17 protein-coding genes are annotated in these 20,608 nt (G+C 45.6%); 7 read left to right on the plus strand and 10 right to left on the minus strand.

Annotated elements, in window-relative coordinates; genetic code table 11:
- The first annotated feature begins 8 nt into the window (after nt 1–8).
- From L4D06_RS06340 to L4D06_RS06350, 3 genes are all read left to right on the plus strand, one after another.
- Complete coding sequence (locus L4D06_RS06340; protein WP_429738316.1) at nt 9–2,468, plus strand: polysaccharide lyase 8 family protein; 2,460 nt, start codon at nt 9–11, stop codon at nt 2,466–2,468.
- Between the two features lie 327 nt (nt 2,469–2,795).
- Entirely contained in the window at nt 2,796–3,581 is a 786-nt protein-coding gene (kdgR, locus tag L4D06_RS06345) for a DNA-binding transcriptional regulator KdgR (protein ID WP_429738318.1), read from the plus strand.
- A gap of 385 nt (nt 3,582–3,966) precedes the next feature.
- Nucleotides 3,967–5,409 carry an OprD family outer membrane porin gene (locus L4D06_RS06350; RefSeq protein WP_429738319.1) on the plus strand — a complete coding sequence of 481 codons (1,443 nt, stop codon included), beginning with the start codon at nt 3,967–3,969 and terminating at the stop codon, nt 5,407–5,409.
- A gap of 150 nt (nt 5,410–5,559) precedes the next feature.
- Here the strand turns inward: L4D06_RS06350 and L4D06_RS06355 are convergent, their stop codons facing one another.
- Nucleotides 5,560–6,843, minus strand: coding sequence for a HupE/UreJ family protein (locus L4D06_RS06355; protein ID WP_429738321.1), 1,284 nt, complete (start codon nt 6,841–6,843; stop codon nt 5,560–5,562).
- 107 nt (nt 6,844–6,950) lie between these two features.
- Entirely contained in the window at nt 6,951–7,553 is a 603-nt protein-coding gene (locus tag L4D06_RS06360) for a VOC family protein (RefSeq protein WP_274165833.1), read from the minus strand.
- Nucleotides 7,554–8,095: 542 nt separating this feature from the next.
- Between L4D06_RS06360 and L4D06_RS06365 the strand changes: the two genes are divergently transcribed.
- Together L4D06_RS06365 and L4D06_RS06370 are read left to right on the plus strand one after the other, a co-directional pair.
- Nucleotides 8,096–8,626, plus strand: a complete 531-nt coding sequence (locus tag L4D06_RS06365) for a hypothetical protein (protein ID WP_429738323.1) — start codon at nt 8,096–8,098, stop codon at nt 8,624–8,626.
- A 423-nt stretch (nt 8,627–9,049) separates the two neighbouring features.
- Nucleotides 9,050–11,047, plus strand: coding sequence for a methyl-accepting chemotaxis protein (locus tag L4D06_RS06370; RefSeq protein WP_429738325.1), 1,998 nt, complete (start codon nt 9,050–9,052; stop codon nt 11,045–11,047).
- Between the two features lie 106 nt (nt 11,048–11,153).
- Here the strand turns inward: L4D06_RS06370 and L4D06_RS06375 are convergent, their stop codons facing one another.
- From L4D06_RS06375 to L4D06_RS06400, 6 genes are all read right to left on the minus strand, one after another.
- On the minus strand, nt 11,154–12,029 hold the full coding sequence (locus tag L4D06_RS06375; RefSeq protein ID WP_429738327.1) for an AraC family transcriptional regulator: 876 nt from the start codon (nt 12,027–12,029) through the stop codon (nt 11,154–11,156).
- Nucleotides 12,030–12,110: 81 nt separating this feature from the next.
- Entirely contained in the window at nt 12,111–12,329 is a 219-nt protein-coding gene (locus L4D06_RS06380) for a hypothetical protein (protein ID WP_429738329.1), read from the minus strand.
- Nucleotides 12,326–13,546: an FMN-binding protein gene (locus tag L4D06_RS06385; RefSeq protein ID WP_429738331.1), complete on the minus strand. Its 1,221-nt coding sequence runs from the start codon at nt 13,544–13,546 to the stop codon at nt 12,326–12,328. Before L4D06_RS06385 ends, L4D06_RS06380 begins: the two co-directional genes overlap by 4 nt.
- Nucleotides 13,547–13,675: 129 nt before the next feature.
- The gene (locus L4D06_RS06390; protein ID WP_429738332.1) at nt 13,676–13,987 is read right to left on the minus strand and encodes a hypothetical protein; all 312 of its coding nucleotides are present in this window, start codon (nt 13,985–13,987) and stop codon (nt 13,676–13,678) included.
- Nucleotides 13,987–15,501: a 4Fe-4S dicluster domain-containing protein gene (locus L4D06_RS06395; RefSeq protein ID WP_274165826.1), complete on the minus strand. Its 1,515-nt coding sequence runs from the start codon at nt 15,499–15,501 to the stop codon at nt 13,987–13,989. Before L4D06_RS06395 ends, L4D06_RS06390 begins: the two co-directional genes overlap by 1 nt.
- 15 nt (nt 15,502–15,516) lie before the next feature.
- Nucleotides 15,517–16,626: a tetratricopeptide repeat protein gene (locus tag L4D06_RS06400; protein WP_429738333.1), complete on the minus strand. Its 1,110-nt coding sequence runs from the start codon at nt 16,624–16,626 to the stop codon at nt 15,517–15,519.
- A gap of 524 nt (nt 16,627–17,150) precedes the next feature.
- Here L4D06_RS06400 and L4D06_RS06405 point away from each other — a divergent pair.
- On the plus strand, nt 17,151–17,564 hold the full coding sequence (locus L4D06_RS06405) for a GNAT family N-acetyltransferase (RefSeq protein ID WP_274165824.1): 414 nt from the start codon (nt 17,151–17,153) through the stop codon (nt 17,562–17,564).
- Nucleotides 17,565–17,587: 23 nt separating this feature from the next.
- Here L4D06_RS06405 and L4D06_RS06410 read toward each other — a convergent pair whose 3' ends face one another.
- Entirely contained in the window at nt 17,588–18,457 is an 870-nt protein-coding gene (locus L4D06_RS06410; protein WP_429738335.1) for a DMT family transporter, read from the minus strand.
- Nucleotides 18,458–18,562: 105 nt separating this feature from the next.
- Between L4D06_RS06410 and L4D06_RS06415 the strand changes: the two genes are divergently transcribed.
- On the plus strand, nt 18,563–19,465 hold the full coding sequence (locus L4D06_RS06415; protein WP_429738337.1) for a LysR family transcriptional regulator: 903 nt from the start codon (nt 18,563–18,565) through the stop codon (nt 19,463–19,465).
- A 141-nt stretch (nt 19,466–19,606) separates the two neighbouring features.
- Here L4D06_RS06415 and L4D06_RS06420 read toward each other — a convergent pair whose 3' ends face one another.
- Nucleotides 19,607–20,500, minus strand: a complete 894-nt coding sequence (locus tag L4D06_RS06420; RefSeq protein WP_429738339.1) for an HNH endonuclease — start codon at nt 20,498–20,500, stop codon at nt 19,607–19,609.
- Nucleotides 20,501–20,608 lie beyond the last annotated feature (108 nt).

Below are 20,608 nucleotides of genomic sequence, written 5' to 3' on the forward strand. Positions count from 1 at the left end.
AAACCCTAATGAATATTAAAACCTCTGTACTTGCTGTTGCCCTGGCTATTTCTGGTAGCCATTCTGCTTACGCGATGTCTGCTGATGTTGACGGAGCAGAGCGCGCTTTCAATACCAATGCTGCCGTTATTGATTACGATATGGCTGTGGCTAATTGGGCTGCTCTATGGGCTCCAATAGATACGACTGACCCCGTTTATGACCTGATGATTGATGCCAAAATTGAAAAGGCACGTGCGTCTTCAGCGGGATTTGTCGTTGATAATCCAGAGTACCTTTGGGCTTCTTTGCCATTGTACAAAGTGACAAACGGGCAAAAACACGTTCATGAAAAAAACACCAAAGCGTCGTTTATGCGTTTGTTTGATATGGCCGTTGCTTATCGCGTCGGCGGCGAGTTTCAGACTCAGGAAACCCTTGATAACATTTTGTTTGGTGTAGAATACTTGCTTGATGGTTTTTACAACGAAAACCTAGATCAGCATCCGAAAGACAACTGGCATGAGTGGGAAATTGGCACCCCTAAATTTCTGCATGACATTATGACTTTGGTGTATGAGCATCTGCCCGCGGAAATCATCACCAAAGCGATCAATGCTTCACGTTATCACCAAGCAGATCCTAACTTCCAATACGGTCAATCTTCGCCGCATAACCAAATCCCAACCACGGGAGCAAATCGAGTCGATGCGGCACTGATCGTACTTCAACGCGGGATTTTTGATAAAAACGATCAGGAAATCCAACTGGCGCTAGACAGCATTCCTGATGTTTTGGTGCCTGTTTCTGCAAAAGATGGTTTCTACGAAGATGGAAGCTTTATCCAGCACCAAGATATTCCGTATATCGGTACCTACGGCATGATTTTGCTTTCCAATATTTCACGCATCATGGTGATGATCGACAACACGGGTATCACGCTAGACGACGAGCGATATGCCTTGGTTGATCAGTACTTGATGAGCGCCGTTGCCCCGTTTCTATTCAAAGCCCAAATGATGGACGCTGTTAACGGACGTGCGATCTCTCGAGGCTGGGCTCAAAACAAAGGTGAAGGGCGCGGGGCGTTGAGTGTTTTGCTTCGTTACTATGATTCGCGTGAAGGTAAGCTCAAGAAAAAACTTGGCGGAATCATCAAAGAGCAACTGCAGACTGATCAGGATGTGTTCTTTGCCAAAGCGAGCGATTTTAAAGTGTTGGATGTCGCTCAGCGCATTCTTGATGACAAGCGTCTTAAGGCGAGTGGGGAGCTTGAGGGTAATTTTACTTACTACAATCAAGACCGTGTTGTTCACCGTAAAGAAGGGTATGCCTTTACCCTCGCACTGCATTCAAACCGTATTGGTAACTTTGAGTGTGGCGCGGGCTACACCGAAAACACCAAAGCTTGGTACACCGCGGATGGTATGACGTACTTGTACGATGCGGATCATAACCAATACACCGATTGGTGGCCGTTGATTGACCCTCGCCACATGGCGGGAACGACAACGACAGGGCTAGATATTGGTAAATGTAAGGGCTTTTACACTTACGCGAACAAGAAAAAAGAGATGACTTGGGTCGGTGGTGTATCGAACGGTGAGTTTGGTGTTTATGGTGCTGATTTCATGAATACGCGCCCTGGTGAAACGCCAGCTGTACAAGTGCCAACGACCGCGAAGAAGTCTTACTTCATGTTTGATGATGAAATCGTAATGGTAGGCTCTGACGTGAAATCGTCCAAAACATGGGGTGTTTCTACCGTCGTTGAAAACCGTAAGCTAAATATGGATGGCTCAAACGAGATCACTGTGGATGGTGAATTGTGGATGCCAACCGTGGATATGGAAAAACGCACCGCGACAAATACGTATCACGTGAAAGGCAACGTTAAGGGCTCGCAGGTGGGGGTTTACATTCCGACCGATAAATCTATTGAGCTTATGTGGGATCAGCGTTTAGGTAATTGGAACGATCTTTACCCAGCCAATAACAACAATATGGAAGACACGGCCGTCATGGGCGTGACGCTTCTTAGCAAAATTCCGCATGATACGGGCGCAGGCAAGGTTGATGATTACGCTTATACCTTGCTGCCTCAGTTCTCCGCGAAGCAGACAGAAAAATACGCGAAAAAACCAGACGTTGAGATTGTCGTTCAGACAAGCGAAGCGCACGCAGTTATTGAGAAGAAACAAAAGGTGTTTGCCGCCAACGTGTTTACTGCAGCACCTGTTATGAATGATTATTTTGAATCAGAAGGTGAGTTCTCTGTGATGACGCAGAGAAAGGGAAAACGAATGAATGTGTGGATTAGCCAACCAACGCGCACCAACGAACCAGTAAAAGTGAAGTTCTTGGATGCGCTAGGGGATACTAAAGCGCATGACGTAGAAAATCGCGTTTCTTGGGTTGATGGGTTCTGGTCGGTCGATACCACGAACTTAGGGGGTAGCACCTACCACTTTAGCTATCGTATTCAATAAATAGCCTTTAATGAGCGCCAGCATTTAGTTGGCGCTTTCTTGTTGGGACAAATGCTGAGCGATTATCTTCTTAAAAATTCGGTAAGAAACTGTCTAACTTCTTTTACGTTCAGCTTCAGTCTATATGTTCAATGTATCATCGCAAAAATGAATATTAAGGGATGAATGAATTTTATCTCTGTTTCAAAATAGCGTACTACGCGATAAAAATAATGTTTTATAAATCTTATTCGAAGATTGATTTCTGTGACAACACACCTACAATGTTGCATGTCCACTTTGCTGCTGTTTGATTGAGCGCAAATAAATTGTGTAAAGGATGAATATATGAGCAATAAGCAACCTGACTCCGTCTCATCGGTTCAAAAGACCATGGCGATTTTCGAAACGCTAGGTGGCGAGAAAGAGATTGGTATAAGCGATTTGGCTCAGCGTCTAATGATGTCTAAAAGTACGGTCTATCGTTTCTTGCAAACCATGAAGACGCTGGGATACGTTTCTCAGGAAGGTGAAACGGAACGCTATGCGTTAACACTAAAACTGTTCGAAGTGGGCGCTGGCGCGCTTCAGAATGTTGACATTATTGACTATGCCAACATTGAAATGAGTAAAATCTCAGAAGAAACGATGGAAGCGCTACACCTTGGTGCTTTGGATGATGATAGCATCATTTATATCCATAAAATCGATTCAAAATATAAACTTAGCATGCAATCCCGTATTGGTAAGCGTAACCCGCTTTACAGTACCGCCATTGGTAAAGTGTTGTTGTGCGAAATGTCAGCAGAAGACGTCCGTGATCGACTGAAAGACGTTGTGTTCACTCAATCGACCCCGAAGACACATAAAAACATAGAAGAACTGCTCGCTGAGCTGCCTGTAGTGAAAAAACAGGGTTATGGTGAAGACAACGAAGAGCAAGAAGTGGGTCTACGCTGTATTGCTGTTCCTGTGTACGACAGATTCAACCATATCGTTGCTGGCTTGAGTATCTCATTGCCTACAATGCGCTTCACTGAAAGCAAAAAAATTGAATTTATTAGCTACTTACACGAAGCGGCCGCGGAAGTTTCTCTTCGCCTTGGTTGCAAAGCCTACCCAAGCTTTAAGTAACGCAAAATTTGCAGTATCAAGCCCTTTGAGCAATCAAGGGGCTTTTTCTTTGTCCGAAACGAAGAGCTGCCTTGTTCGTTTACGCTTCACTGTAAAAAACAGAACCCAAAGCCCAAGGCCTCTCGCTCATACCTCGCGAATTCCACATAGGTTGTTTGGCAATCGTACCGAGACCATTCTCCCTTTCAAATGTTCCCTTTTTTTAAGACGTCCGCGATCTATGTTGCATAAATAAAACCACGATCATTTAAAAATAAAACATCTTTTCATTTTATGATCGTTATCATAAATGCGATATTTGAAATGACGTTTTGTTTTTACTGTTTCATTTGTTGGAATATTATGTATCCAGACCTAAAACATACCCTACAATATGGAACTAATAATGAGAATCCAAGCCAATAAACTGTCTGTACTCAGTTTGTCTATTGCTGCTGCACTCTGCTCATTTACGGCTACTGCCGAGTTAGATGCTAACGATGCTATGAACCAAAGCGTGGCAGCGGTTGATTTAACTGAAGAAGCCAAACAAGCTTTTTACGAAGACTCAAAATTAAATCTTCATACCTTCCTTTATATCCGAGATCGTGAAGACCGCGCACCAGGTGCAGATTTCAAACCGCAAATCGAAAACCAAACTGTTCAATTAGCCTTTGATTACCGCTCAGGCTATTTCAAAGATTTCATCGGTTTTGATGTTTGGGGTAGTACCCTGATGAAAATTGGTGACACAGTTGGTCAGTCAGAAATTTTGCTTTATGACTACGACTGTAACGATGATGGTGTGCAGGGCGATGCATGTGAAAAAACTAATACGTCTTTGAACATCGCCGCGCTTAAAATGAAGTTAGGCGATAAAGATCTTGGTTTTGCTGCACGCGCTGGTTACACCCGAATTGATATGGGTACGATTCGCTCTTCTTGGGGCTTAAACCCACACTCATATCGTGGTGCTGAAGGTAAGCTTTCAGTCGGCAACTTTCATGTGGGCTATGCATGGGCTGATCAGTTCAAGAACGATTGGACAGATGAGTTTCATGACATGACTAACGCCTGGCACCAAGGTGGTATGGACGGGCTTGTTGACGCAAACGGCAATCCACGCAAACCAGCAGGAAAAATTGATTTCATCCACTCGGTCGGCGCCATCTATGCACTAGATAACGGCTCGATTGACCTTGGTTACGGCCAAGGTAAAGATTACCGTGATAACTGGCAAGCTGTGGTTAAATACGGTTGGGATCTGAACGCAGAAACCAAGTTGAATACCACTATGTTCTACCAAGGCGGTAAGTATGTAGAAGGTGATCTGTCTGGCGTAGATGATGCTTCGGTTGAAAGTTACGTGGCGTTGGGTGCTGATGTTAAAAATGGCGGCTTTACATATCGTTTAGCGTATAGCCAAACAGACGCACCAGACACAGCATCATACAACTTCCGTCTGACGCCATGGGCAAACTCTGACAACCGTAACTTCATGCAAACAACATCACAAATTGAAGATTACAACCCAGATGGTACCAAAGCAGTCAAACTAAGCGTTGACTATAACTTTGCATCATGGGGTATTCCTGGCTTGAGCATGGGTCTAGGTGGTAACTACGGTTGGGATGTCGTTACAGACACCAGTGTTACTGGTGATGAACGCACGTACGACGGTACCATGTACTCGATTGACTACAACATTCGCTACCGTTTCCTTGAAGGAGATTTGAAAGGATTGAATGTTAACTTCTTCCCAGCATATTTCCGTTCAGAAGACACTAACTACAAAAACGATCGTAATGACATGAAACTGATGTTGTCATATTCATACAACGTTCGTTAATTGCTTTATTAGCAACACATAACCGCATCAATCCCGCCGCAAAAGGCGGGATTTTTTTTCTGAATATGGAGTGTTACCGCTGACTATATTTCTCTCCTATTTAAAACATGTGATTCTTCAACAAATATCCCGATTAGGTTTGGATTTGGGTTACGTCAATAGTTGGACACTGCGTTCATAGACCCAGAATACCGAAAGAAGGATCGCGGCAAACGGTAGCCATTTGTTGAGCTGCAGTCGTTGAAGCGGGTCAAATCGTCTATTTATGAGCAGTAAGATGGCGAATACGCCATAAATGATCAATTGCCCAAATTCGATGCCGAGATTGAAAGCAATAAGATCGAGTACATTCAACCCTCCAGCCTCTGATACCAACTCATTGAGAATAAAAGAAAAGCCGAAACCGTGGATAAGGCCCACAAAGGAAATTGCCATATAGCCAAAGATTTCTTGGTGTTTGGTAACCACAGCAATAGCGGCGTAAAGAATAGTGAGTGCTATCAGTATCTCCACCGCAGGAATAAACCAAGTGCCTGCGGGTGTCAGCCCGTAAAGGCCCATAGCGAGTGTGACTGAGTGCCCAATGGTAAACGCTGTTGCGCGTTTTAGCGTTTGCAACCAAGAGGTTGACGCTAGAGCAATAAGAAGCACAAACAGCACGTGATCTAGGCCGATCAGGATATGAAGGACACCATTACCTAAATGATTGATAAATGCACCGAGTGGGTCTGGTTCCGGTTCAAAGCTCAGGTGCAATGGACCAATAGAACTGTATGTGTTGGATGTGCCTTGCTGCGAATGTACTTGTACGATATTTGCTAGTTTTTCAATGGCATTCAGGTGGACTCCTAATTCGCTATCAATGTTGTACCTGCCATCAAAAGTAGCCGTGGGGGCAAGTAATCGCACGTCGATACTGCTTTCAAATAAGTTACTGGCATCTGCATCCACCACGATATTGCCACCGATAAAGGAATGCTCCGCATGCTCAAGTGAGCTAAATGGTTTCCGCTGGTCACTATTGAATATGTGAATATCGGTGACGATAAGTTCGCTGGGCGGGCGGTTGGTATGTGTGAGGGAATAGTTATCAGTAACTAATTGACTGAAAGCGGAAAAGTGCTCTTCTATTGCGCTGACATCAACAATGTATTGCGTGTCTTCACCTGTTTTTTTCTGATAAGTGAAGGGAATACTCTGAAGAGAGTCTGAGCCTCTCCATGTTTTATCTAATAACAGTAAGGGGAGCGGCATCCTTAGTAAAAGTTCTAAGCCGCCATGTTTTTCTGAAACATGAATAATTCGAGGCTCAAAGTGTGTGAAATGGGCATAGGCATTTTGAGCGTTAACGAGGAAAAGAACAAAGATCAGCAAAATGGAAGTGGCAATGTGTTTACAGGTTATATTTATTCTCTTTCGTTTGAACGCTGTCATAGGGTTGTTCCTTGGAAAAGCGGAGGTAAATTGATTCACCTCCGCTTTGTGATATACCCAAACAACCTGAATTCTGTACCTTTAGGTAGTTTGGGTATAATGGTGAATTAATAGCGGGGATCCCACATTCTGCTTTTTGTCGATTTCTCATAGCCTTGGCCGTACGGGTAGCTAACAATTTCTAATTGCATGCCCCATGGCGCCATAAAATAGACCCAAGTTAGCCCTTCCATCCCTGTATCCGTAAACGTATGGGGCTTCGCGAGGATTTTCACGCCCTTGCTTTCTAGATAGCTGACTGCCGCATCCATATCATCAACATAGAAGGCAAGGTGGTGACCACCAATGTCACTGTTTTTCGGGCCTGTGGTATTTTGGTCTGGCGAGGAATACTCGAAGATCTCGAGTGAAACACCGTTACCACAGCGAACGAGGTGCGCGATATCGATCACTGCCTTTTTATTCACATTCAAATTATCGGTCATCCAATCGTCGTCGAATGGACCAAAAGGACCGATAGTGTAAAACGCCTCGCAGCCAATGATATCGACAAAAAAGTCCACCGCTTCTTGTGCATTTGGCACGGTAAAACCAAGGTGTTGAGAGCCGCGCATTCCTGGAATACCCGCCTGACTAGGAAGTGACAACATAAGTGCCAACAGTGCACCGAAAATGGGGAGTGAATATTTTCTCGTCCGTTTGAAATTCATATTAAACGTATCCTTCAATAAATAAACGTGCCTTAAAATTAAGGGGTTCAAATGACGTGAGTCGAAGGTGTTATTCGCAACAACCATGCCAAATTGAGTCTGAATTTATATGTCTCGTTCTTTTTTCTATTTTTGTTATAAAAAGCAATACGTTGTTAGTGTGTCGCCTAAGTGTTGCGTCTACTGAGGGTGAAATATATAAGAGCGGCGTGAAGCGATTGGCACAGAGTGTTTCATTCAGTGCGACACAGTGAAGTACTTGAAGCGTTAGCAATTGTCGCAACAACAGAAGTGCTCTCGTTGTTTTGTAAATAACACTTAAATGAAGAGGCGGGCGGAACATCAAGACAAACACTGCAGGAAATGGATATAACTAAGGAGGCCGATGAGGGTTGTCGCTGGGAAGCCGAAGGAGGGAAGCAGAAAGAAGCATAGTGAATATCATCTTTGACATTAACCGAACGATGACGCCAAAATTGTTTTCGTTAAAAACGAAAAAAATCGAGAGCGGCGCTAAGGCAAACAGGTAGGCAAGTAAGCAGATGAGCAACGTTCCCTCTTCATCACGATATGTTTTTTTGATGCCGCTTCTTGTTGCGGTCTTGGTAGTCGTGACTACCAGCCAGCTAACAGGGTGTGATAAACGAGAAAACGAACGCCAAATGGATGTGTCGAAGCCAATACCTTGGTGGCAACCACTCGAACCTGATGTGGTTATCGGTAATCACGAGTTTTACGCGGGAAAATGTTCGATTACTCGGGTACAAGCCTTCGATGGCGTCGCATCTGAAATTGACGTATTCCGCGCTCCTTCACGACCATTGGCATCGTGTAGTCCTTGGAAAGGAGATGGAGCTTCGCTTCGGCATGATGATGAATACCTCATTCTTAGCGTGTGCCAAATGGCATTCGGCGCGGGTGGCTGCGCGGTGGAGCGTTATCGCAGTGCGGATTTTAAGCACTGGGAAGAACACATCGGCGTTACTTGGATAAACGGCGAAGAATATGAAGCGTGGCGAACGCTGGGTTCAACGTCATCCAAGGCAGATTCCGTCAAGAAAGTTGCAAATTGATCTTTGTGATCTAATTGGATTGGCACCAAAGGCCGACGGCGAAATGTCCTCGAACGTTGCTAGGTAGCGAGTAGTGCCACTTTCTAAAGAATCCCTTTCAAATCCTTTATCCAAACAATGAGAAGCGCGTACCGTGCCCTTCAATCTCCGTTAAGTGTGATTGAATAGAGATTTATTTGTGCAAATCTTACGCTCAAAAAGGTATGGCTCCGTACAATTGTGACAAAAAGTTCATTTGAAATGCCTGTTTCATAACCACGTAAAAAACAAGGGAATTAATTTGATTTCGAGACATGTAATCTGGTTTATTGGCAAATTTGAGATAGTAGCCACAGACCCCATATTCAGCATGTAAATAGATGAAGTTATAGACAATTTTCTTACTAGGATAATAGTGTCTTATACTACGCTAGGTATCTGTCTATGTTGCACTTTCTAAGTTCAATTCGCTTAAGCAAAAAGCTGATCATAATATCGGGTATCCCTCTCTTTTTACTGGTTTTGCTTGGCCTAAGAGAGGTTGTGAACTCTCGCGCTGCAGTGGACGATTACCACAAGAATGCTGAAGTCGTAGAGCTGTTTAATCTTCTAGACAATGTGGCACATAACTTTGCTGTCGAACGCGGTTTAACGGCGGGTGTTATTGGGTCAAACGGAGAAGCAGAACAAGTTCAGAAATTAGTAAATCATCGACCTAAAGCCGATGCGGCACAAATGGGTTTACTGAGTTTCTCGCCCGAATATATTGATACTGCAATTTGGAATACCATTTCGAGCGATTTGAATACGCAATTTAGACAGACACAATCTATTCGCTCGCAAGTTGATCGCTTAGAAATTGTCGATTCACCATTTAACTATTATTCGACACTAAATCGCTACGCAATTTTAGGTGCTTCAGCCATCATCGCCCAATCTTCAGACCCTATCATTTCACAACAACTGCTTGGGCTTCTTTCGTTGATCAAAATGAAAGAGAAGGCCGGCCAATCTCGAGGGGCGTTAAATGGTGTTTTTGCACGCGGAAGCACTGACCTAAGAATGTACGCCAATATTGAGAGTTACATTAGTGATTTTAACTATGAGGCGCACAGTACGAGTACCGTTCTAAGCGGCGAGTTGTTATCGGCATTTACGCAACTAGAAAATGCGCCTTTGTGGAATGAACTATCAACGATTGAATCTCAATTTCTAAGTCAGCGTGAGAATTTAGATAAGATCAGCGGACCTACTGCGAAAGAATGGTTTCCAATGGCGACGAAACGCATTGTGGCCGTCAATAAGCTAAAAAATCAGGTTATTGAAAACATGATGAACTACGTGCGAGAGGCAACTGGGCGCGTAGAAATGATGAGCGTGATTTCAATGGTAATGGTAGGTGCGGTTTTTGCTCCATTGCTCTTACTTTCGATTTTTACGGTAAAAGATATCAATCGTCGTGTTCACTCATTGGGCCGACACATGGAAGACATGGCAAGCACCAAAGATATCTCGCAAGAAATTTACAGCGGGTTTGACGACGAGTTTGGCGATATCGAGAAACACTTTGATACCTTTGTTTCGAGTATTCGCGTCATATTAAGGTCGGTCACTGAGATTTCAAAAGAATCACATGCCACGCTTGAGGAGGTGATGAAGCTTACCAAAGAAGATGTTCAATCGAGTCACGATACTTCGTCACGTTGTGACAGCCTCGCGGCAGCAATGGTAGAAATGTCACAGAGTAGTGATGAAGTTGCTAGATTTGCCGTTGATGTAGAAGAGACGACCCATTCTGCTCAGGATGTAACGGGAGAAGCGGTGTCAAATGGTGAGCAATCTGTTGCTACGATGGCAAAACTCATTGGCAGTATTGATACGACGTTCCTGATGATGCAAGAGCTCGAACAGCAGACGATGAATGTGAAGGAGATTCTTGAAAGTATTAATGGAATCTCGGAGCAAACCAATTTATTGGCACTTAATGCGGCAATCGAAGCGGCACGAGCGGGCGACTTGGGTCGAGGCTTCGCGGTTGTTGCTGATGAAGTGAGAACGTTGGCACAGCGAAGTAAGGTATCAACCGAGCAAATTGCGACAATGCTTGATGAAATTCGAAACAACACAGAAGCTTCATTTTCGAATATGCAGCAGAGTCGAGATGTAAGTTATCAAACTCAGCAGTCTGTTGAAGGTGCGAAAGACTCTTTGCAAACGTTAGGCACCAACATCAGTGAAATGGCTGAAAAAAATGCCAGCATCACAGAGGCAGCAAGACAGCAGGCGCTGACGGTATTGAGTGTGTCAACTGAGCTGGAACAATTGGTTGCTATTGCAATGAAATCCCGTGAAGGGTCAGCGATAATTCAGAATAAGCTTGGACACTATAGTCAGAAAATGAACGATTTAGACAATAAGGTTCAGATGTTTAGAGTCGAGTAATAGCGCCTAGGCAAGGGTAACGAATTTTATGGAGTACCCTTGTTCTTTTCGTTCTCTATTCAAGATTGATATGCGGTAAGTAACGCGAACCTGCGAACCGGTGTATCTACCTATTACACAGCCCCATACGACATAGCTGCCTAAAGTCTTTAGGGCTGATTTCCGTGTGCCGTTTGAAGAACTTCGTCATGTTGGTGGCTTCATTGAAGCCCAACTTTGCTGCAATATCAGCGATGGAATATTGGCTAAACGCCAGTAAACGCTTCACTTCCACCAGCACGCGATCGTCCACCAAGTCTTTCACGCTGTCGCCTGTGTTTGAACGGGCAAGTTTATCCAGTTGTTTAACGCTTTTTCCTAACACAAGGGCGATGTCAGTGGTCGACGGCCTTTCTGCAAAGTTTGCTTCGATATACTGTTTTAGACGAATAAAATCCGTATGCGTGTTGGTCGTCATTGGCAAACTTTGCATCGCTAAATATTCTGGCACGACACATTTAAGCAATACTGCTCTTAGCAAGCCACGAATGACCTCAGCTTTAAATTCAGATGTCGACTCAAACTCTTCAGAAAGGAGCTGAATGAGTGTATCGACATTTTCTCCGACATTGGGAATACGGTTGATGTGTGTAATCGCATCCAGCATCAGATCGACATGCGGATCATCCGGCCCATTGGATAGATAGGAACAATTAAAGGGGATCACGAAGCCATTAACGGTGCGCGATTGCGCGAAGCCATGGATTTGATTTCGTCCAATCGTGATCAATGTGCCCGGTTTCAGCACATACATTTGGTGATCAACGTAGTGAACTCCTTCACCTTCGGTCACGTAAACCAAGGCGCTGAAATTCAGACGGTGAGGTCTGGAAACATCTTCCACGCCTCTTGTGGCATACAATTCAGAGATGCGGAAACCGTTTGGATTCACCAACGAGACTTCTGAACGCATGCGTTCAACGGGGATATTCTTTTCGACCATGCAAAGCTCAAAAGGCACTTAGGTAATCCCAAGTGCCGATATATTTATTGTTGTTTTTCGGTGTCACTCATGCAGAGATAATCAGTACATTTCTTCCTGCATATCGTGCGCCATTTGTTTGAAGTCCACTTCCGGCTTTTCAACCACATCTACTGCTTTCACTTCAATTTGGCGGCTCACCGTGTGAATGAGGCGATTTTCACTTTGTTCCTCGCTCAGTTCCATGACGTTAGACATCAATTGCAGCAATATCAGCACTGTCGCCGCACAAAAGAAAACAAACGAAAGTTTCTGTCTCATTCTGTCCCTTCCTTGCGCACACGCGGTTGACGGTTCTTTTTCTTCGCTTTGTTTTGCGTCTGCTTAAACCAGTTTTTATTGAACACAATGAAATCTGTCATCGCGTTAATTGGGCACAAGCTCTGACACCATGGACGACGCACGATCAACGAGGTTAATAAAATCATGACCGTCAATACGAATAGGTACATGCCGCCAATCATGCCAAAAGCAATGCCAAAGGGTTCATACACAAAACCGGCAGGGTTTCGGAAATATGCGCCCATACACAAGGTAACAATCAGAAGTACACGTGGCATCCAAACAAAAAAGGTATGACGCACAGGCGATGCTTTGGCTTTGCCCACTTTTGCCAAACACTGCTGAATGGCTCCAAAAGGACATAGACTTTGGCAGTAAACATTGCGGTTATAGTAAAGGATGTAGCCGATACTCAGTACCAGCAGAATAAACGGCGTGTAGTTTGCGACACCAGTCAGCCATGAGCCAAAAATCAAACCACCCATCGTCGAGGCGGAATACAAGGCGGCGGCGTGGAAACCGAACACCAACGTCGATCCCGCTAGCAAGACTGCATTCATCTTCGCTTTATGCGGTGACCGAGTTTTGTTTACCCATACAGCGGCGACAAAGAACAGAAGCGCGGCTGCATCTAGCCATTTGAAATAGGACAGTGGCGACGCTTTCTCAGTCAGTTGATAGCTAAATAGCTGCTGTCGAACTGGGTCAGCAGCTTGATTCAGCGCAGCGGAATAAGCATCTGATGTCAGGGTTGCACCCGACACACCGTCTACGTACAAGGCTGTTCGAATGTTTTGTTCCAGCAAGGCTTCTGGCAGTTTCTCATCGACCACTTTTTCAAAGTAAGACGAGGTTTCTTTGGAAGAAAGTAGCGAGATAGTTTGCACTTCACCATCGGGCATAAACACACCACCAATAGTGAGCGAGCCACCATAGCCAATGCCCGAGCCGAAGCTTATCCATTTAAGCGCGTCCAACTTATCGGCGTTGTCGCCGAGTGGCACGATTTTATACAGCTGAGGGCTAACCTGTACGATTTGCTCTCCGCTGTTTGTGATACTTTCAAAAAATTGTGTCTGCGAATTGTTGGTGCGCAGCCCACCCAGAAACCAAGCCAAGATCAGAACAATCACGGAAGCGACGCTCAATATCTTCTCAAGGTTCTTATTTCGATTAGCGGGTTTCTTATTCGTCATGATCTATGCAGATCTTAGGCTGTCGAGTTCATCGAACACGCCCAAGATCTGTTCCTACTATTTGGCTACCCAAGCACCCTGAAAGTTTAAGAGTCTGGTTGTTTGGGTATGGGTTAAACAATCACGCTGTTACAGCGTTGTTTTTGGTTTCAATGCAAACAACAGACGCAAGATCACGGCACCTGCAATGATCAGCGCAGTGCCAGCAAATCCAAGGAAGTACCAACCAGCAAGGCCTTCGTTTTCGCCCAGTAGCGTAAAGGCACCTGCAACGGTCAGGACAATGGATGCCCACCAGCCGCCGACCAAGCCCCACTTCCACCAGTTCATGCCTAGGTCGAACTGTTTAGCCCATTGATTCGCACCAGCAAACACCAGCACTTGAAGCGCACCGAATGCCATCCAGAACAGAGGGTCCAGTACTGTAGATTGTGGAAACATTAGAAACCCTCCCAGTTGCCGTCGTATTCCCAAGTTTTCTCGACCTTGAGGTAGTTCTCGCTGCGCATCCACTCTGGCGGTTGGTGATAACCGGCAAAGCGACCGCCATTCCAATCACCGTGATACGCTTCGGCTTCTGGGTAGTAGAAGAAGTTATGCTGCATCGCGAGCAGTGTTTTGCGTGTCATACCCGTTGGGTCACGCGGATCCGCTTCTTTCACCAGTGCGTGGATCCAGTTGTTCTTGCGGGTGTAAGGGCAAACTGCAATACACACACGACAACCCATCGCGGTTTCCGTTGGGCCTTGACGCCACATAGTCCAGCAACTGTCTTGGTTAAATTCGAACTTACGGTAACCACGAACCACAGCATCAGGTTTGTCGGCCTTGCTGATAGATTCGCTCGGGCAAGAGTCCGCACAGATCTTACATTCTTCACAGAAGTGCTTAACTTTGGTGTCGATTGGCTTGTCTGCTTCCAGATCCAGCTCAGTGATCACCGCCGCTAAACGAATGTTTGGACCCAGCTCTGGTGTCAGAAGAATACCGTTACGCGCCGCTTCACCCATACCCGCTTTAATAGCCAGTGGTGGAACAACGATTTCGTAATCAGAACCTGGCCATTGCGGGCGAGCCGCATAACCTAGCTCCCCAAGGTAAGCTGCCATCAGACCAGAGGCATTTTTCGCACGGAAGTAACCATCGTAAGAGGTGGAGTAACCGATCGCGGCATACATTGGATCCCAGTTCATTGGGGTACCGAAAATGATGACGTTCTTCCAGTGCTTAGGAATGCTTTCATCCCAATCAGGCATACCGCGCATGGTGTTTTTAAACACAAAGTTCGGGTCCATCTTGGTGATGCCAACAATACTCATGCCGAATTTAAACGCCATCTTCTTGATGAGTTCAGAGGCATGCGCTGGCGATTTAAACTCTTGTTTAGCACGTTTAACCCACTGGAAATCCACCACGTCTGGGTGACCTTCTGGCCTAGGCGGGAAGTTGCTCATGTTGCCGCGCATGTATGCTGCGGAATACGCCCAGCCAAGTGCAAAGCGGGAACGGTGGCTTTCAAAATTCGCGGTGTGCTCTGCTTTTTCTTCAAACGATTGGCGCATGTCAGCCCAACGCTCTGGGTAACGTGAGTAGTAGTCACGCACTCGTGCGTCGGGAATGTCGCGCCAGTCATTGGTTGGCACCCAGCCTTTTTTCATTTCAGCAGCAAACACACGGGTACGGTGGAAAAGGAAATCACTCCACTCTGGGCGTTCCAATTTGCCCGCCACTTCCATGGTTGGTGCAACATCTACACGAAATGGTTCGCGGTTGAAGAACATGTCGTGACCAGACTCAGTACGGCCCCAGCCCACGTTCGCATCAGGGTCGCGACCCAAAACGAAGCCGGCACCCGCCGCTGCACCAACCGTAACGGTTGCTGCGGCAACACCGCCCAGCTTCAGAAAATCACGGCGTGAATTGCTCTTAACGCCGTCATGATTTTGCGTATTCACATTTGCTCCAGATAGTTAGGATAATTCGAGAACGTCGATGCTCAGCTTTTTCTTGATCGTGTTGAGTTCATCGCGGTAAGTAATTTTGTAACGGGGTGCAAGACGGTTGAGTTGCACCATGACTGCCTGCGCCTCGTTCCATCGTTCGGTGTGGAAGTAACACAAGAACAACTGCTCCAGTGACCACTCATCGTTCGGTTCGAAGACGCGAAGCTGAACAATGTCTTCTTCTAATTCGGCATAGAGCTTAAGGTCCGCTTTTACATGTGCACGAATGTTCAACACATCAAAGCTTTCTGGCTTATGTGCCAAATAGTGATTCAGTGCTTCTAAAGCTTCTTCCAAACGACCACTTTGATGCGCGGCGATACCCGCCAATCTGACTAACTCGATGGACGAAACGTTATGTTCAAACGCGGCATTCACCCATTTATCGGCCTTCGCTTTTTCACCCAATGCGATGTAACTGCTGATGGCCGTGATATAGGTAGAAACGAGCGAGGTATCTTTGCTGAACGCCAGTTCGGCATTTTGCGCGGCTAAGGCAAAGTCACCGTTTTGGTAATAGACACCTGCAAGGTTTTGGTAACCACCAACGAAATCAGGTGCGATTTTCGTGCTTTGCTCAAAGTAATGAATGGCTTCCTCGGTTTGTCCTTGGAACAAGTAATTAAAGCCAAGATGACAAAGGGTCATGGCATTCTCAGCGTTCAGAGAAAGGGATTCTTCAAAGGCAGTTTTGGCCAAGTCGTACTCACCGAGCTGTTGATAAGCCAAGCCGCATTTGCACGTATAGTCATCATCAGTAAGCAGGGATTTGTGCGCATTGATGGTAACCATCGCAAGCTGACAAAGTTGCGCAGCCATCAGGGTTTCAAACAAAAAGGTGATGAGAGGTTTCGTCAACGACAGTTGTTGAACAACGTTGCTCATCACAAGCGTAAACGCTTCGTGCTCAAGCCAATCTTGTTGATTCTTATTTTTTGCTGACACGTCATTGACGAACTGTGCGCTGAGGAACATCACTCTATCATTCAGCAACTCAACGATATCGCTCTCCGCAGGGAGCGTTTCAATGTGCTTTTGAATGTATTGATAGAGTTCTAGCCATTTGTTGCTGATCATTGAGGAAATCCACACTGTAAATTCGTGCTCAATTTCCTTTATTAATAAAGTGGTCAAAAGGTACAAATCTCCCCAAAAAAGGTAGAAATCCGCCCTTTGAAGAGATTTATGATTTTGATCAATCTATTGATGTGGCTCGCAATGATGCGTCAGAATAAATACGCTATCAGAAGGGGAGATGTGTGTTGCGCACTCGTTAATGACTGTGGGTGTGAAAGCGGAGAGCAAGCCACCACGGTCTTCAAATTAACACTTTCGCAGAACAAAGCACATGCAGGGTCAATTTAGCACTGTAAGAAGTCCGTAAGACTTCCATTCCTAAGCATTTAAGCCACAGATTTAAATTCTATATGTGATCCGCGTTGAACAATGGATTCGAGTGGGAGACGGACGGGTATGATAAGTATGTAATTGTTTTAGTGATAGGGAAGGTGTTGGTTAAGAAACCATGTGTAAACCACCACGCGTAAACCACCACGCTGAAACAAGCAAAAGCAGACAGGACGAGAAGAGAGGGAAGATCAATGACAATCACCTATGAAGTTAACCGTGCGATTACTGCTGCTGAATTCATTGACGTGCTTGCGCATTCAAGCCTTGGTGCTCGTCGTCCGCTTGATGATGTGGAAACAATGGAAGGGATGGTGAAAAATGCGGATTTAACAGTAACAGCATGGGATGGTGATGCGCTGGTGGGGGTGTCGCGCTCCATCACTGATTTTCACTATGCTTGCTACCTCTCTGACTTGGCGGTCAAGGATGCGTATCAAGGGTTGGGTATTGGCAAAAAGCTGATGCAATTAACGAATGATCAACTCGGACATCACTGCAAACTGTTCCTGATTTCTGCGCCCGCCGCGAGCGAGTATTATCCTAAGGTTGGCTTCGAGAAGAACGACAGAGCGTGGGAATTACCGCGTGGTAAACAAATAGGCTAACGGCGGTCTTTTGCGTTCTTCGCTTAAGCATGTGTATCTGTTGCCCTCTCCGGCTGGGGTATACCCTCATAGCGGATTAAACCCGCCAACAAAATCAGGGCAGTGGCCATCACATCACTTTGATTCATCTCATCACCTAAAAAGATCCACGCTAATCCCAACGCAAATACCACCTCACAACTGCTGATCATGGTGGTTTGTTCCATGTCTGCTAATTGCGCCCCACGTGAAAACAGGTATTGGGGCAAGGCGGCGGAAAACACACCCAGCGCCAGAATCAGCCATAGCTGGTCAAAGGATGTTGGCATCGAAAGCGTATTGCTGCTGAGCAACGTGATAGGGGCGAGAATCACCATGTGACCCAACAATGCCGCAAACATACGGGCAGTGGCATCTTGGGTTTTCTGCGGCAGCGAGAACATATTGATCACAACGGCGAACGACACAGGAGCCGCAAGGCAAACCATAAAATCGAGCCAAGAAGCACCAAAATCTTGAGATTCCTGCATAATGCCGACCGCGATAGCTATGAGCATCGCGGCAATCATTCGGTTGCGGCTCATTGCTTTATTGAAACAAAGCCAGCCAATCAGAATGGCGAACATAGGGTAGGCGTAATAGGTCAGGATCACGGCGTTCGGCTCAAGATTGGTTAAACTCGACATAAACGCCAACATACCAAGTGCCGATAGGCCACCCACTGCGATAAAACGCAGAAATTCACCATCCAATACCGGACGTTTTTTCAGTAAAAGCAGCATCACGAGTGTCGGAATAGCAAAACGGTACAGAGTGATGGAGTCCGGCGAGAATCCTTGACTCAGCAACAACTGCGCCAGCAAAGGGTTCGAACTGAAACCCAATGCAGCTGCCAGCACCATCCACATGCCCATGAAACGTCTCCCTACCACTTTTTAAATAACGACGGGAGAATACTAGCTATGTTTATGTAGAATGATTAATGAATAACTCTATATATACATAAAAAGGATGCATGTATGAGGCTGGATATCCGTCACTGGCAGTTGCTTGATGCGATTGGAAAATATGGCAGTTTGGGCGCTGCGGCAGATGCCATTGGCGTTACCCAACCCGCAATGAGCCATCGCCTTGCCGAAGCTGAGCGTCGTTTGGGAAGTGCGATATTCGAGCGTGACGGAAGAAGACTCAAACCCACGCCAGCCGGACAAGCGTTGATTCAAACCGCCTCATCGGTGTTGCCCGAGTTATCGCGCGCCGAAGACGAATTTGAACGCACTGCTGCCAATGCCAGCCATCTAGTCCGAATAGGGATTGCTGAATATTCCGCTTACCACTGGGTGCCGGGTTTTCTTAAATCGCTTGCGTTTAGCAGAGAAAAGATCCAGATAGATTTTGTTGCTGCCGCCACACGCGATGCCGAAGCCACCTTGATAACGGGAAAAAGCGACATCGTTATTTCTCCCGCGCGTTCAGAGAATCCTGCACTGGACTGCAAAACTCTAATGCAAGATGAACTGGTGCTGGTAACTCACCCAAATCATCCGCTTACAGCTAAACCTTGGATAGAGGCTCAGGATTTGGTGGATGTCGAATACCTCACATACAGTCTGGATGCGCTCCCCGGCTTTGAATATGAGCGCTTTATTCGTCCTTCCGGTATTCGTCTGCCACACATGCAAGTGGTGGAAATGACCGATGCCATTGTAGAAATGATCGCCGTTGATTTGGGCGTGAGTATTCTTTCCCGTTGGGCGCTTAAACGCTCTATCAGACAAGCGCTGGTGGCACCCGTTTCGGTCACCAAGCAAGGGCTGCCTTTAACTTGGTTTATCATTAGCCGGAAAACAGACCGCAAAAACGAAGTTATCAAAACCACCGCTGAAGCCCTACAGCAGTGGTTTTCGCTGAATGAGTTTTAAACTAAGCACTTGTGTGATTTCAGCGAGTTTTTCTACGTTCCTGATCAAAACCTAGGGGTGGGGGTGTCATTGGGCTCAATGGTAGAAAGATAACTGAGGTGGTTTTCTGGCGTTTTAATGGTGTGTATCCCGTTAGTTCCGTTAGCTATCATACTTATGCAGAAACTGCTTATTATGCTCGACCATATACCTTTCAAATCGCTCACGATGTAAAACGCTGAGTCGTTCGGTGCATAGTTCATAACCAGGTTGAACTCCTAGCCCTTTCAATACAGAAGGATCGATCTTAGGCGACAACTTAGATACAAATTTTGAACCTTTCTTGACGAAGGTTAGTAGATGGGCATCAAATAGCTTGTCGATATGGGCACAAAGCAAAATGCCATTTGCACCATCAAGCCTTTGTTCATTACTGTCGCATTTAGACCAAGGCACGATATGAGATGCAATTAGAATTTCGCGAACATTCGTCAGAGTAAGCGCACAGCATTCACCATTACCCCAATCGTTGATAACATTTTGTCTGAATTTCCCCTGCCCAATACGTGAGAGCACTAAGTTCTCACGCTCTGTCTTTTCGATTGCAGATTGGAATATGTCACTAACATCTTGGGCAACGTTCGGAGAGGCTTTTTTAGAATGTTTTACCTCATGGTTACCGACAGCATAATAATCACCGCTAACGACTTCTAGGGTCATTTCTGACAATACTTCAACATAGTCCTTGATCTTAGCTCTTCCAGTGCCCGAATTATTTTCATATTTATCGTCTAATATCATAGGGAAGGTTTTTAGTGAGTAGCCTTTATTTTCAATAAGCTTGATATACTCCATGGCTTCGCCAAATGCATTTTGCTTACGTCCTAACTCATTTCGCTCCCAGTCTGTTGACATTATCAAAGCTCTATCAGGTTCGGTATTCACATCCCAAGCACCAAAAATAACCACTTTGTCTTCATGATTTACAAATGCCCACCCATAGCGGTCGTTACGATTTATTGCACCATGGGATTCCATGAATTTTTTTCGTGACATTATTACCTCTCTCACTATTTGATGTGTCAATTTAGGGGGGAACCAATGTTTATGGCAACGGTGAGTCGGACTTAAACTGTGTATGTCCCAATTAGTTACGTTAGCTTA

Origin of the sequence: Enterovibrio makurazakiensis (assembly GCF_050336585.1) — a bacterium.
GTDB classification, from domain to species: Bacteria; Pseudomonadota; Gammaproteobacteria; order Enterobacterales; family Vibrionaceae; genus Enterovibrio; species Enterovibrio gelatinilyticus.

Excerpts from the sequence above, each read along its gene's own strand:
- L4D06_RS06340 (WP_429738316.1), top strand. The coding sequence starts at position 9 with ATGAATATTAAAACCTCTGTACTTGCTGTTGCCCTGGCTATTTCTGGT.
- kdgR (WP_429738318.1), top strand. The coding sequence starts at position 2,796 with ATGAGCAATAAGCAACCTGACTCCGTCTCATCGGTTCAAAAGACCATG.
- L4D06_RS06350 (WP_429738319.1), top strand. The coding sequence starts at position 3,967 with ATGAGAATCCAAGCCAATAAACTGTCTGTACTCAGTTTGTCTATTGCT.
- L4D06_RS06355 (WP_429738321.1), bottom strand. The coding sequence starts at position 6,843 with ATGACAGCGTTCAAACGAAAGAGAATAAATATAACCTGTAAACACATT.
- L4D06_RS06360 (WP_274165833.1), bottom strand. The coding sequence starts at position 7,553 with ATGAATTTCAAACGGACGAGAAAATATTCACTCCCCATTTTCGGTGCA.
- L4D06_RS06365 (WP_429738323.1), top strand. The coding sequence starts at position 8,096 with ATGAGCAACGTTCCCTCTTCATCACGATATGTTTTTTTGATGCCGCTT.
- L4D06_RS06370 (WP_429738325.1), top strand. The coding sequence starts at position 9,050 with ATGTTGCACTTTCTAAGTTCAATTCGCTTAAGCAAAAAGCTGATCATA.
- L4D06_RS06375 (WP_429738327.1), bottom strand. The coding sequence starts at position 12,029 with ATGGTCGAAAAGAATATCCCCGTTGAACGCATGCGTTCAGAAGTCTCG.
- L4D06_RS06380 (WP_429738329.1), bottom strand. The coding sequence starts at position 12,329 with ATGAGACAGAAACTTTCGTTTGTTTTCTTTTGTGCGGCGACAGTGCTG.
- L4D06_RS06385 (WP_429738331.1), bottom strand. The coding sequence starts at position 13,546 with ATGACGAATAAGAAACCCGCTAATCGAAATAAGAACCTTGAGAAGATA.
- L4D06_RS06390 (WP_429738332.1), bottom strand. The coding sequence starts at position 13,987 with ATGTTTCCACAATCTACAGTACTGGACCCTCTGTTCTGGATGGCATTC.
- L4D06_RS06400 (WP_429738333.1), bottom strand. The coding sequence starts at position 16,626 with ATGATCAGCAACAAATGGCTAGAACTCTATCAATACATTCAAAAGCAC.
- L4D06_RS06405 (WP_274165824.1), top strand. The coding sequence starts at position 17,151 with ATGACAATCACCTATGAAGTTAACCGTGCGATTACTGCTGCTGAATTC.
- L4D06_RS06410 (WP_429738335.1), bottom strand. The coding sequence starts at position 18,457 with ATGGGCATGTGGATGGTGCTGGCAGCTGCATTGGGTTTCAGTTCGAAC.
- L4D06_RS06415 (WP_429738337.1), top strand. The coding sequence starts at position 18,563 with ATGAGGCTGGATATCCGTCACTGGCAGTTGCTTGATGCGATTGGAAAA.
- L4D06_RS06420 (WP_429738339.1), bottom strand. The coding sequence starts at position 20,500 with ATGTCACGAAAAAAATTCATGGAATCCCATGGTGCAATAAATCGTAAC.